Annotated in this window: 13 protein-coding genes; 10 read left to right on the top strand and 3 right to left on the bottom strand. The window is 71.1% G+C overall.

Going from position 1 to position 12,740, the window contains the following annotated elements:
- Positions 1-61 precede the first annotated feature (61 nt).
- From ACFY6U_RS23760 to ACFY6U_RS23740, 5 genes are all read left to right on the top strand, one after another.
- Entirely contained in the window at positions 62-997 is a 936-nt protein-coding gene (locus ACFY6U_RS23760; protein WP_390041178.1) for an NAD(P)/FAD-dependent oxidoreductase, read from the top strand.
- Positions 998-1,026: 29 nt separating this feature from the next.
- Complete coding sequence (locus ACFY6U_RS23755) at positions 1,027-2,565, top strand: ATP-dependent DNA ligase (protein ID WP_390041176.1); 1,539 nt, start codon at positions 1,027-1,029, stop codon at positions 2,563-2,565.
- Positions 2,562-3,029 carry an NUDIX domain-containing protein gene (locus tag ACFY6U_RS23750; protein ID WP_390041174.1) on the top strand — a complete coding sequence of 156 codons (468 nt, stop codon included), beginning with the start codon at positions 2,562-2,564 and terminating at the stop codon, positions 3,027-3,029. The genes ACFY6U_RS23755 and ACFY6U_RS23750 overlap by 4 nt, the downstream gene beginning before the upstream one ends.
- Before the next feature lie 75 nt (positions 3,030-3,104).
- Positions 3,105-4,490: an NADP-dependent succinic semialdehyde dehydrogenase gene (locus ACFY6U_RS23745; RefSeq protein WP_390041172.1), complete on the top strand. Its 1,386-nt coding sequence runs from the start codon at positions 3,105-3,107 to the stop codon at positions 4,488-4,490.
- A gap of 25 nt (positions 4,491-4,515) precedes the next feature.
- The gene (locus ACFY6U_RS23740; RefSeq protein ID WP_089105419.1) at positions 4,516-4,746 is read left to right on the top strand and encodes a DUF6213 family protein; all 231 of its coding nucleotides are present in this window, start codon (positions 4,516-4,518) and stop codon (positions 4,744-4,746) included.
- Positions 4,747-4,829: 83 nt separating this feature from the next.
- On the opposite strand, the gene ACFY6U_RS23735 is transcribed toward ACFY6U_RS23740, so the two are convergent.
- On the bottom strand, positions 4,830-5,492 hold the full coding sequence (locus ACFY6U_RS23735) for a transcriptional regulator (RefSeq protein WP_390041169.1): 663 nt from the start codon (positions 5,490-5,492) through the stop codon (positions 4,830-4,832).
- 184 nt (positions 5,493-5,676) lie between these two features.
- Here ACFY6U_RS23735 and ACFY6U_RS23730 point away from each other — a divergent pair, with 184 nt between their 5' ends.
- Genes ACFY6U_RS23730 through ACFY6U_RS23720 form a run of 3 tightly spaced genes read left to right on the top strand, consistent with a single transcriptional unit; the run spans position 5,677 to position 8,550 of the window.
- A complete protein-coding gene (locus ACFY6U_RS23730; RefSeq protein ID WP_351499393.1) occupies positions 5,677-6,744 on the top strand; it encodes a type III polyketide synthase in 1,068 nt (355 codons plus the stop codon).
- A 2-nt stretch (positions 6,745-6,746) separates the two neighbouring features.
- The gene (locus ACFY6U_RS23725; RefSeq protein WP_390041167.1) at positions 6,747-8,021 is read left to right on the top strand and encodes a cytochrome P450; all 1,275 of its coding nucleotides are present in this window, start codon (positions 6,747-6,749) and stop codon (positions 8,019-8,021) included.
- Positions 8,022-8,028: 7 nt separating this feature from the next.
- Positions 8,029-8,550: a cupin domain-containing protein gene (locus tag ACFY6U_RS23720; protein WP_390041165.1), complete on the top strand. Its 522-nt coding sequence runs from the start codon at positions 8,029-8,031 to the stop codon at positions 8,548-8,550.
- Positions 8,551-8,665: 115 nt separating this feature from the next.
- Here the strand turns inward: ACFY6U_RS23720 and ACFY6U_RS23715 are convergent, their stop codons facing one another.
- A complete protein-coding gene (locus ACFY6U_RS23715) occupies positions 8,666-9,892 on the bottom strand; it encodes an acyl-CoA dehydrogenase family protein (protein WP_390041163.1) in 1,227 nt (408 codons plus the stop codon).
- Between the two features lie 173 nt (positions 9,893-10,065).
- On the opposite strand from ACFY6U_RS23715, the gene ACFY6U_RS23710 reads away from it, so the two are divergent.
- Positions 10,066-10,710 (top strand): TetR family transcriptional regulator, encoded by a 645-nt coding sequence (locus ACFY6U_RS23710; RefSeq protein ID WP_351499384.1) that lies wholly within the window; start codon positions 10,066-10,068, stop codon positions 10,708-10,710.
- 96 nt (positions 10,711-10,806) lie between these two features.
- On the opposite strand, the gene def is transcribed toward ACFY6U_RS23710, so the two are convergent.
- Positions 10,807-11,346, bottom strand: coding sequence for a peptide deformylase (gene def, locus ACFY6U_RS23705; protein ID WP_390041161.1), 540 nt, complete (start codon positions 11,344-11,346; stop codon positions 10,807-10,809).
- Positions 11,347-11,497: 151 nt separating this feature from the next.
- Between def and ACFY6U_RS23700 the strand changes: the two genes are divergently transcribed.
- The gene (locus tag ACFY6U_RS23700; protein WP_390041160.1) at positions 11,498-12,736 is read left to right on the top strand and encodes a MurT ligase domain-containing protein; all 1,239 of its coding nucleotides are present in this window, start codon (positions 11,498-11,500) and stop codon (positions 12,734-12,736) included.
- The last annotated feature ends 4 nt before the right edge of the window (positions 12,737-12,740 follow it).

Genomic DNA, 12,740 nt, shown 5'->3' with positions numbered 1-12,740 from the left:
GGCAAAGACGTTTGTCAATCCGGCAGCGGCCGGTCCACCCTCGGCCGCGGAGGTGGTCACCATGACCGATACGTACGAAGTGGTCGTCGTCGGAGGCGGCGCGGCCGGTCTGTCCGCCGCGCTGGTCCTGGGCCGGGCCCGGCGCCGCACCCTGGTCGTCGACGCGGGCGAGCCGCGCAACGCCCCGGCGGCGCACATGCAGGGCTTCCTGTCCCGGGACGGCATGCCGCCCGCGGAGTTCCTGGCGGTGGGCCGGGAGGAGATCGCCCGGTACGGCGTGGAGCTGGTCCGGGACCGGGCGGTGGGCGCGACGAAGGACGGCGCGGACGGTTTCGCGGTGGCACTGGCGGGCGGCCGCACGGTCCGGGCCCGGCAGCTGGTCGTCGCCACCGGCCTGAAGGACGAGCTGCCGCCCGTCCCCGGTGTGGCCGAACGGTTCGGCCGGGACGTGCTGCACTGCCCGTACTGCCACGGCTGGGAGGTACGCGACCAGGCGTTCGGGGTGCTGGCCACGACCCCGATGAGCGTGCACCATGCGCTGATGGTCACCCAGTGGTCCAAGGACGTGACCCTCTTCCTGCACCAGGTCGAGGAGACGGAGCTGACCGACGACGACCTGCGGCGGCTGGCCGTGGCCGGGGTGCGGGTGGTGCCCGGTGCGGTGGCGGGTCTGCGGATCGAGGACGACCGGCTGACGGGCGTACGGCTCGCCGACAGCAGCGTGCACCCGCGGGAGGCGCTGTTCGCCGCCCCGCGCCCGGTCCCGCAGAACGACCTGTTCCTCGGGCTGGGCGCCGAGCTGACGGAGACCCCCTTCGGCGCCTACCCCGTGATCGACGAGCGGGGCCTGACCACCGTGCCCGGGCTGTGGGCGGCAGGCAACGCGAGCGGTTTCGCCGAGCAGGTGGTCAACGCGGCGAGCCGCGGCTACCGGGCCGGTGCGGCGATCAACGGCGAGCTGCTCTTCGCGGATCTGGACGCCGCCGTGCGGGTGTAGTCCGGCCCCGCCCGTTGCACCATGGCTGCATGCTGCTGACCCGGCTCGCCGAAGTGTCCCGGGAGGTGGCCGCCACCGCGGCCAGGTCCCGCAAGACCGCGCTGCTCGCCGGACTCTTCCGGGAGACGGCTCCCGACGACGTTCCGGTCGTCATCCCCTACCTGGCCGGCCGGCTCCCGCAGGGCCGCCTCGGCGTCGGCTGGAAGGTGCTGAGCCGGCCCGTCCCGCCGGCCGCCGAACCGTCCCTCACCGTGCGCGAGGTCGACGCCCGGCTCAGCGAGCTCGGCAAGGTCTCCGGGGCCGGTTCGCAGGCCGAACGGGCCCGGATCGTGGGCGAGTTGATGGGCGCGGCGACGGCGGACGAGCAGCGCTTCCTGCTGGGGCTGATCACCGGGGAGGTGCGGCAGGGCGCCCTGGACGCGGTCGCCGTCGAGGGGCTCGCGCAGGCGACCGGCGCGGACCCCGGCGCCGTCCGCCGGGCGGTGATGCTCGCCGGGTCCCTCCAGACGGTGGCCGCGGCGCTGCTGGCGGACGGCACTCCGGCCCTGGAGCGTTTCCGGCTCACCGTCGGCCGTCCGGTGCTGCCCATGCTGGCGCACACCGCCTCCTCGGTCGCCGAGGCGGTGGCGAAGCTGGGCGGCTCGGCGGTCGAGGAGAAGCTGGACGGCATCCGGGTCCAGGTCCACCGGGACGGCGACACGGTACGGGTCTTCACCCGCACCCTGGACGACATCACCGACCGCCTTCCCGAGGTGACCTCCGCCGCACGCGGGTTGAACGGCGACCGGTTCGTCCTGGACGGCGAGGTGATCTCCTTCGACGCGGACGGCCGGCCCCGCTCCTTCCAGGAGACGGCGGGCCGGGTCGGCTCCCGGACGGACGTGGCGAAGGCGGCCCGGGAGGTCCCGGTCTCCCCGGTCTTCTTCGACGCACTCTCGGCCGACGGCCACGACCTGCTCGACCTGCCCTTCGCCGAACGGCACGCGGAACTGGCCCGGCTGGTCCCCGAGCCGATGCGGGTGCGCCGGGCGCTGGTGTCCGGGCCGGACGACACGACGACCGCCGAGGAGTTCCTCGCGGCCGCCCTCGCCCGCGGTCACGAGGGCGTGGTCGTCAAAGCCCTGGACGGCCCCTACAGCGCCGGCCGCCGGGGCGCCTCCTGGCTGAAGGTGAAGCCCGTCCACACCCTGGACCTGGTCGTGCTGGCCGCCGAGTGGGGCCACGGCCGCCGTACCGGCAGGCTCTCCAACCTCCACCTCGGCGCCCGCAACCCGGACGGCACCTTCGCCATGCTCGGCAAGACGTTCAAGGGCATGACCGACGCGATGCTGGAGTGGCAGACCGCCCGGCTCAAGGAGCTGGAGGTCTCGGACACCGGCTGGGTGGTGACCGTACGCCCGGAACTCGTCGTCGAGATCGCCTACGACGGCCTGCAACGGTCCTCCCGCTACCCGGCCGGCGTCACCCTGCGCTTCGCGCGGGTCGTCCGCTACCGCGAGGACAAGCGGCCGGAGGAAGCCGATACGGTGGAGACCCTGCTGGCCGCCCATCCGGAGGTACGGCGTTGACGGAGCCGAAGCGAAGCGCCGGACTGCTGTTGTTCCGGCATACCGGCGCAGGCCTCGAGGTGTTGCTCGGCCATATGGGCGGGCCGTTCTTCGCGAAGAAGGACGCGGGCGCCTGGACCGTCCCCAAGGGCGAGTACGAGCCGGACGAGCCCGCCTGGGAGGCCGCCCGCCGCGAGTTCCGGGAGGAGCTGGGCCTGGCGCCGCCGGACGGCGAGCCGATCGAGCTGGGCGAGGTCCGGCAGACCAACGGCAAGATCGTCACGGCGTGGGCGATCGAGGCGGACCTGGACCCGGCCGCCATCGCCCCCGGCACCTTCGTGATGGAGTGGCCGCCGCGGTCGGGCCGGATCCAGGAGTTCCCGGAGCTGGACCGGGTGGCCTGGCTGACCCCGGACCGCGCCCGCGAGGTGATCGTCAAGGCGCAGGCCGCGTTTCTCGACCGGCTGGCGGAGCACTCGGGCTGAACAGGGGCCCATACGTTGCGGTCGGCCGGGCCGCGCGGGAAGGTCATAGCAAGCTCGCTCCCAGGGAGGTCAGCCATGCCCATCGCGACGGTCAACCCGGCGAACGGCGAGACGCTCGAAACGTTCGAGGCCATGGACGAGGACGAGCTCGAACGCCGGCTCGAACTCGCCGAGGCGACGTTCCGCACGTACCGCACGAGCACCTTCGCCGAGCGCGCCCGGCTGCTGCACGCCGCCGCCGACCTGCTGGACGCGGACCGGGACGACATCGCGCGCACCATGACCACCGAGATGGGCAAGCCGCTGAAGCAGGCCCGCGCGGAGGCCGCCAAGTGCGCGAAGGCGATGCACTGGTACGCCGACCACGCGGAGGAACTGCTGGCCGACGAGGAGCCGGCGGAGACGGACGTGAAGGACTCGGGCGCCTCCCGGGTGCGGGTGCGGTACCGCCCCATCGGGCCGGTGCTCGCCGTGATGCCGTGGAACTTCCCGCTCTGGCAGGTGGTCCGCTTCGCCGCGCCCGCGCTGATGGCGGGCAACGTGGGCCTGCTCAAGCACGCCTCCAACGTCCCGCAGACGGCCCTGTACCTGGAGGACCTGTTCCACCGGGCCGGCTTCACCGAGGGCTGCTTCCAGACCCTGCTGATCGGCTCCGGCGCGGTCGACGACATCCTGCGCGACGAGCGGGTGCGGGCGGCGACGCTCACCGGCAGCGAGCCCGCGGGCCGCGCGGTCGCCGCCACCGCCGGCGAGATGATCAAGAAGACGGTCCTGGAGCTGGGCGGCAGCGACCCCTACGTGGTGATGCCCTCGGCGGACATCGACCGCGCGGCGAAGATCGCGGTGACGGCGCGGGTGCAGAACAACGGGCAGTCGTGCATCGCCGCGAAGCGGTTCATCGTGCACACCGACGTCTACGACGCCTTCGCCGAGAAGTTCGTGGCGGGCATGACGGCGCTGCGCACGGGCGACCCGATGGACGAGGAGACGGACGTCGGGCCGCTCTCCAGCGAGCAGGGGCGCAAGGACCTGGAGGAGCTGGTCGAGGACGCGAAGCGGTCGGGTGCGGAGGTCCTGTGCGGCGGGCAGCGGCCGGACGGGCCCGGCTGGTTCTACCCGCCGACCGTCCTCGCCGGGATCCACCGCGACATGCGCATCCACCGCGAGGAGGCGTTCGGGCCGGTGGCCACGCTGTACCGGGCCGGAGACCTGGACGAGGCGATCCTCATCGCCAACGATTCGCCCTTCGGGCTGAGTTCGAACGTGTGGACGCGGGACGACGCCGAGGTGGACCGGTTCGTACGGGACCTGGAGGCCGGCGGCGTGTTCGTCAACGGCATGACCGCGTCGCACCCGGCGTTTCCGTTCGGCGGGGTGAAGCGGTCCGGGTACGGCCGTGAGCTGTCCGGGCACGGAATCCGGGAGTTCTGCAACATCACCACCGTTTGGCAGGGTGCGTGAGGGTTGCACGACTACGATCCCGACTGTGAACCGCGAAGTGACCCTGCCTCTGATCGTCGACGACCGCGGGACCTTGCAGGTGGCCGCGGCCGACGTGAGTAAGTTGTTGCGGACGTTGGGGGCACGGTGGCTGCGTCTGGTGGAGGCCGACGAGGGTGGGCTGGACGAGGACACGGTGGCTGCGCTGACCATCGAGCTGGCGAAGCTCGCCGATCGGATCGACGTGGCTTGTATCGCCCATAGCAGTGGGGAGTGACGGTGGTTCGGCGGGTGCGGGTGGGTGGGGGTTGCTCTCGCAGTTCCTCCCCCAGCCTTCGGCCGGGGGTACCCCCAGCGCCCCTAGGTGAGTGTCCTGAGCGACGTCCAGAACATCTCCTCGTATGCCTGGAGCAAGCGGCCGTAGGTGTACACGCGCTTCTCGTCCAGGCGCCCTGACTCCAGTCCCGCCTGTACCGCCGCCTCCGCCTGCTCGTCCAGGGCCGGAGCCGGTGCTGCGAAGAAGTCGAAGAAGGCGCAGGCCTCGTCGGTGAAGCCGTAGTGCTCGCGCAGGGCGTGCGCGATGGTCGCGCAATACGTCCCCCAGGTCGCGAAGTTGGCCGTGACGGCCAGGAGCGCGTCCGTCGGGTCGGCGTTGAGGGCGAGCCAGGAGATGTACGCCGGGTACGCCTGGCAGCCCGGTAGGGGCTCGTACGCTTGCCGGCGCTCGTCATCCACGTCGCACGCCTCGGTGAACGCGCCGAGCCGCTCTGCCGCCTGTTCCTCGCCCTCGGCCAGCATGGTGAAGAACCCTGCGGCCGCCGGCTCCTCGACGGCGCGCTGCGCCAGATGCAGGAACGCGCGTCGGTCGGCGGGGATCACCCGGTGTTGTTCGAGGGCCAGCGCGGCGAATGTCTCCCGACTCGCCCGGCCGCTGGCGACGAGGGGCACCAACGGATTGGCGTTCGCCTCCGGGGCAAGCTCTGACCTGGTCTTTTTCAGCACTTCCGCGGCCGTGCCGGGCATCGCGTCCTCCTCGTCGGGATACCTCTGTGCTGATCCGACCCTGACACGGGGTCACCGGTTCGGAGTAGTCCGGCGCGAGATCGTCGCCCTCACGGGTGATCGTGAGGGGACCACCTCCTGAGGTGAACCACCTCTCTGACCGGTCGGGCCAAACCCGCCGGAAGGCTGAAAGCAGGCACGGTTCATGGCGACTTTGTGCAAACCCTCAGTGTCGGTCCCGGAGTACGTGATCACGATGGAGGAGACGCTGGAACTGGCGCGCTCCCACCACGAGAACCACCCGCAGCTGCCGTTGGCGCTGAGACTGATCGAGAACACGGGCGTACGCACCCGGCACATCGTGCAGCCGATCGAGGAAACCCTGAAGCACCCCGGCTTCGAGGAGCGCAACAAGCTCTACGAGGTCGAGGCCAAGGCCCGGGTTCCCGCAGTGATCCAGCGGGCGCTCGACGACGCCGAACTGCTCACCAGCGACATCGACGTGATCATCTACGTCTCGTGCACGGGCTTCATGATGCCGTCGCTCACCGCGTGGCTGATCAACGAGATGGACTTCGACTCCACCACCCGCCAGATCCCCATCGCGCAGCTCGGCTGCGCGGCCGGCGGAGCGGCGATCAACCGGGCGCACGACTTCTGCTCGGCGTACCCGGACGCCAACGCCCTCATCGTGGCCTGCGAGTTCTGCTCGCTGTGCTACCAGCCGACCGACCTCGGCGTCGGCTCGCTGCTCTCCAACGGCCTCTTCGGTGACGGCATCGCCGCCGCCGTGGTCCGCGGCAAGGGCGGCACGGGCGTCGAACTCGAACGCAACGGCTCGTACCTGATCCCGAAGACCGAGGAGTGGATCATGTACGACGTGCGGGCCACCGGGTTCCACTTCCTGCTGGACAAGCGAGTCCCGGCGACCATGGAGCCGCTGGCGCCGGCTCTCCAGGACCTGGCAGGGCTGCACGGCTGGGACGCGTCCGACCTGGACTTCTACATAGTCCACGCGGGCGGGCCGCGCATCCTGGACGACCTGAGCAAGTTCCTCCAGGTCGACCCGCACGCCTTCCGGTTCAGCCGGTCCACGCTCACCGAGTACGGCAACATCGCCAGCGCCGTCGTCCTGGACGCACTGCGCCGGATGTTCGACGAAGGCGGTGCCGAGCACCAGGCGCGCGGCCTGCTGGCCGGGTTCGGTCCCGGCATCACCGCGGAAATGTCGCTGGGTCGCTGGCGGCGTTCGGACGGAGAGGCGGCTCGGTAGAGATGGCGCTCACCGAACCGCTCGACTCCGCCGCCGAGGCGGCCGAGGAGGCGGCTGCCGAAGCCGCCGCCGGAGCCGCCGGTGAGGCCGCCTGTCCGGTCCGGCACTGGGAGGTGCCGGACCTGACGGGGGTGGACTTCGACCCCACCCTGGCCGAGCTGATGCGGGAGGGTCCGGTCACCCGGATCCAGCTCCCCAACGGCGAGGGCTGGGCGTGGCTGGTCACCCGGTACGACGACGTACGGATGGTGGCCAACGACCTCCGGTTCAGCCGTGAGGCGGTGCTGGAGCAGCCGGTCACCCGGCTCGCCCCGCACTTCATCCCGGACCGCGGCGCGGTCGGCTTCCTGGACCCGCCCGACCACACGCGGCTGCGCCGCTCGGTGGCCCCCGCGCTCACCTCCAAGGGCGTGGAGCGGGTCCGGGAGAAGGCCCGCCTGATGCTGGACGAGATCGTCGACGAGCTGGTCCAGGACGGCCCGCCCGCCGACCTCACGGCGACGGTGCTCAGCCCGTTCCCCATCGCGGTGATCTGCGAAGTGATGGGCGTACCGGCCGCCGACCGGCACACCATGCACATCTGGACCCAGCTGATCCTGTCCTCCCGCCACGGCAAGGAGGTCAGCGAGAAGGCCAAGCGCGAGATGGGCGCCTACTTCGCCGACCTGATCGGGCTGCGGGAGAACAGCACGGGCGAGGACGTGTGCTCGCTGCTGGGCGCCGCGGTGGGCCGCGGCGAGGTCGCTCTGGAGGAGGCCGTCGGTCTGGCCGTCCTCCTCCAGATCGGCGGCGAGGCGGTCACCAACAACAGCGGGCAGCTGTTCTACCTGCTGCTGACCCGCCCCGACCTCCTCGACCGGCTGCGCACCGAGCCGGCGATCCGCCCCCGGGCGATCGACGAGCTGCTGCGCTACATCCCGCACCGCAGCGCGGTCGGGCTGTGCCGGATCGCCACCCAGGACGTGGAGATCAAGGGCGTCCGGATCCGCGCGGGTGACGCGGTCTACGTCTCGTACCTGGCCGCCAACCGCGACCCGGCCGTCTTCACGGACCCCGAGACGATCGACCTCACCCGCAGTCCCAACCCGCATGTGTCCTTCGGGTTCGGCCCGCACTACTGTCCCGGCGGCCAGCTCGGCAGGCTGGAGGAGGAACTCCTCGTCGACGCCCTGCTCGACCGGCTGCCCGGGCTGCGGCTCGCCGTGCCTCCGGAACAGGTCCCTTTCAGAAAGGGCGCGTTGATCCGGGGCCCCGAGACACTTCCAGTGACCTGGTGAGTGGCCCATGACCACGACCGAGGGACTCCTCGTGCCGCCGGGGCACGGGCGCGTCGTCCACACGCCGGCCCAGCGTGTCACCTTCAAGGTGACGGGAACGCACTCGCGGGCGGCCTCCACCTTCGAGGTGGAGGTCCCGCCGGGCTTCGACGTGGGCGCCCATGTGCACACCCGCAGCGAGGAGCTGTTCTACGTCCTCGAAGGCGAACTGGACGTCCTCGCCTTCGAGCCGCGCATCCGCACCCCCGACCACTGGCAGAAGTGGGAGTCGAGATCGGGCACGAGGGTGGTGAGGGCGACCCCGGGCACGCTGATCGCCGTACCCCCCGGCTGCCCGCACGCCTTCGCCAACCCGACGGACACCCCGGCGCGGATGTTCTTCCAGTCCTCCCCGCCGCCCGACCACGAGCGCTACTTCGAGGAGCTCCTGGAGATCCTGGGCAGCGGCGGCCCTCCGGACCACGAGGCGATCGAGGCACTCCGCAAGCGCTACGACATCGAGCAACTCACACCTTTGAAGCACCGGTGACTGTGCCCACCTGTCAGGGGGCGCTGGGGGTACCCCCGGCCGAAGGCCGGGGGAGGAACTGCGCGACCAGCCACTGACTGCCGTCGGTCCGCGACGCGCCGCACCCCCTACGGCGCTACCGGATCGGCACCCCCGACAAGGTACGGGCGATCACCAGACGCTGGATCTCACTCGTCCCCTCGAAGATCGTGTAGATCGCCGCGTCCCGGTGCATCCGCTCCACCGGATACTCCCGCGTGTACCCGTTCCCGCCCAGGATCTGGATCGCCTGGGCGGTCACCTTCTTCGCCGTCTCGCTCGCGAACAGCTTCGACATCGACCCCTCGGCCGCGGTGAACGGCTTCCCGTTCACCGCCATCCAGGACGCCCGCCACACCAGCAGCCGGGCCGCGTCGATGGACGTCCGCATGTCCGCGAGCTGGAACGCCACGCCCTGGTTGTCGATGATCGGGCGCCCGAACTGCTCACGGGTCACGGCGTAGTCGAGGGCGACCTCGTACGCGGCGCGTGCCGTACCGACGGCCATCGCGCCGACGGCGGGCCGCGAGGCCTCGAACGTGGCCATCGCCGCGTTCTTCACCCGCTCGCCACCGGACCTGGCCCGCTCCCGGGCCCGGGCCAGCCGTTCGTCCAGCTTCTCCTTGCCGCCGAGCAGGCAGGACCCGGGCACCCGGGCGTTGTCCAGCACGACCTCGGCGGTGTGCGAGGCGCGGATCCCGTGCTTCTTGAACTTCTGGCCCTGGGACAGCCCGGGCGTCCCCGGCGGGACGATGAAGGAGGCGTGGCCCTTGGAGCCGAGCTCCGGGTCGACGACCGCGACGACGACGTGGACGTTGGCGATGCCGCCGTTGGTCGCCCAGGTCTTCGTGCCGTTGAGCACCCACTCGTCCTTGGCCTCGTCGTAGACGGCCCGGGTGCGCATGGAGGCCACGTCGGAGCCGGCGTCGGGCTCGGAGGAGCAGAACGCGGCGACCTTGACGTCGTCGGGGTCTCCGTACATCTGGGGGATCCAGGTGCCGATCTGTTCCTCGGTGCCGTTGGCGAGGACACCGACGGCGGCCAGGCCCGTGCCCACGATGGACAGAGCGATGCCCGCGTCGCCCCAGAACAGCTCCTCCATGGCCATCGGGATGCCGAGGCCGGTGGGGTCGAAGTACTGCTGGGCGTAGAAGTCGAGGGAGTAGATGCCGACTTTCGCGGCCTCCTGGATGACCGGCCAGGGAGTCTCCTCACGCTCGTCCCATTCGGCGGCCGCGGGGCGGATGACGTCGGCGGCGAAGCCGTGCAGCCAGTCCCGGACCTCCTTCTGTTCGTCGTTGAGTTCCATGGTGAACTCGGCCATGACCCCTCCAGCGGCGGCGCATAATGTGTTACTAGCGGTAACCCGAGTCTGTTACTCGTCGGTAGGAAAAGTCAACTCCCAAGGTCACCTCGGCAGCCAGTTCGAGTGCAGATGGCTGTCAGGTGCTAGTTTGCGCAGGCGTCACCGAAAAGAGCACGGGGTGGGGAGAGCACATGGACACCACGCAGCGGACCGAACAGCAACGGTCCGCCGACCGCCGACGGCGCGAGCTGCTGGAGGCCGCCGACCGGGTGGTGCTGCGCGACGGCCCACAGGCTTCCATGAACGCCATCGCGGCGGAGGCGGGCATCACCAAACCCATCCTCTACCGCCACTTCGGCGACAAGAGCGGGCTGTACGCGGCGCTGGCCACCCGGCACACGGACGCCCTGCTGAACTCGCTGCGGGCCGCGCTGGACGCTCCCGCGGAGCGCCGTGAGCGGGTCGAGGCGACCTTGGACACGTACCTCGCGGCGATCGAGGCGCGGCCCCAGGTGTACCGGTTCCTGATGCATCCCGCGGAGGGCAGCACGGGGACCGACCAGGGGTTCGACGTGGGGAAGCACTCGGCTCCGCTGTTGCGGCGGATGGGCGAGGAGCTGGCGCAGGTCATCGAGGACCGGCTGGATCTGGGGCCGAACAGTCAGCAGTTGGCTCGGGTGTGGGGGCACGGGATCGTCGGGATGATGCACGCAGCCGGGGACTGGTGGCTGGGGGAACGGCCCTGTTCTCGTGCAGAACTGGTGAAGAGTCTGGCGGACCTTTTGTGGGGGCGGCTCGCTGCGGCGGGGGACAAGATCGGCGGTCCTGGGTTCTGAAGGTCGCGTGTCGTCGCACGGCCGGTGGGGGCTGGTCGCGCCCGCGCGGCGGTAGCCGCAAATCAGACACAGCCCCGCGCTCCCAGGGGGTTGCGCTCACCGGCGCCAAGAAGACTTGGCCACCTGGCGCATCAGCTTGCGCCTGCGCCAGCCCGTGACGTGGTCGGCGTAGACGCGGCCCTCCAGGTGGTCGGTCTCGTGCTGGAGGCAGCGGGCGAAGAAGCCGGTTCCATGGATCGTGACCGGCTCCCCCGTCGCCGTGAAGCCCTCCACCACCGCATGGTCGTAGCGTTCCGTCCCCGCCTCCAGGCCCGGCAGGGACAGGCAGCCCTCGGGCCCGCGGAGGGTCACGCCGTCCACCGTCACGAGGCGCGGGTTCACCACGTGGCCCAGGTGGCGGACCTCGTCGTCGTCGGGGCAGTCGAAGACGAACACCCGCAGCGGCTCCCCCACCTGGTTCGCGGCCAGTCCCACGCCCTCCGCGGCGTACATCGTCGCGAACAAGTCCTCCACGAGCCGGGAGAGTTCGGGGCCGAAGTCGGTGACCTCCGCGCAGCGGGCGTGCAGGACGGGGTCGCCGAGCAGAGTGAGGGGCCGGACCCGCCCGCGGGCGCCCGGAATGGAACCGTGTCGCATGGCCGCAAGGGTACGGTTCGGATGGGCCCCTGCTCGCCGCGCAGGCATGGGCCGGAATTCGGGTGTGCGAATGGATCTCGATAGGCTGAGGTGCACACCACGTTGCCGGATGGCTGAGGCGCGGCGCGTACGCAAGGAGGATCGAGAACTGATGGCAGGCAACTCGGACCCGCTCACGCCGCGGGCCAAGATCGCCGTGACCGCGGGCAAGGCGGTCGCGGCGGCGTCCCGTGCCGCGGGTCGCGGCAGCGGATCCGTGATCGGCGGCCGGGTGGCGCTCAAACTCGACCCCGATCTTCTCGCCCGGCTCGCCCAGAACCTGGACGTGACCCTCGTCTCGGCGACGAACGGCAAGACGACGACCACCAGGCTCATCGCCGAGGCCCTCAAGGCCGCGGGGCCGGTCGTCTCCAACGCGCTCGGCGCCAACATGCCGGCCGGGATCACCTCCGCCCTGGCGGGCGGCTCGGACTCCAAGTTCGGCGTGATCGAGGTCGACGAGAAGTACCTGGCCGGGGTGGCCCGGGACACCGACCCGAAGTGCATCGCGCTGCTCAACCTCTCCCGGGACCAGCTCGACCGCGCCGCCGAGACCCGCATGCTCGCCGAGAACTGGCGGGAGGGTCTGGCCGGGTCGAAGGCCGTCATCGTGGCGAACTGCGACGACCCGCTGGTGGTCTGGGCCGCGTCCTCCTCCCCCAACGTGGTGTGGGTCGCCGCGGGGCAGATGTGGAAGGACGACGCCTGGTCCTGCCCGTCCTGCGGTGGCGTGATGCAGCGGCCCGGCGACGACTGGTTCTGCGGTGAGTGCGGGTTCCGGCGGCCGACGCCGAGCTGGGTGCTCTCCGGGGACCACGTGCTCGACCCGCACGGGTCCGCCTGGCCGATCCACCTGCAGCTGCCGGGGCGTGCCAACAAGGCGAACGCCGCCTCGTCGGCCGCCGTCGCCGCCGTCTTCGGGGTGCCGCCGCAGGTCGCCCTGGAGCGGATGTACCAGGTGCAGGCCGTCGCGGGACGGTACGACGTCGTGCAGTTCCAGGGGCGCGACCTGCGTCTGCTGCTGGCCAAGAACCCGGCCGGCTGGCTGGAGACGTTCTCGCTGATCGACCCGCCGCCGACCCCGGTGATCCTCTCCGTCAACGCCCGTGGCGCCGACGGCACCGACACCTCCTGGCTGTGGGACGTGGACTACACGCGCCTGACCGGCCACCCGATCTTCGTGCTCGGCGACCGCAAGCTGGACCTCGCGGTGCGGCTGGAGGTCGCGAACCAGCACTTCCAGGTCTGCGACTCCCTCGACCAGGCCGTCCAGATGTGCCCGCCGGGCCGGATCGAGGTCATCGCGAACTACACCGCGTTCCAGGACCTGCGCCGCCGCGTCGGCAACTGACCAC

It is taken from the genome of Streptomyces sp. NPDC013157, assembly GCF_042899865.1.
GTDB lineage: Bacteria > Actinomycetota > Actinomycetes > Streptomycetales > Streptomycetaceae > Streptomyces.
The sequence above is the reverse complement of the archived record's forward strand: the minus strand, read 5'-3'. Positions and strand labels throughout refer to the sequence as shown.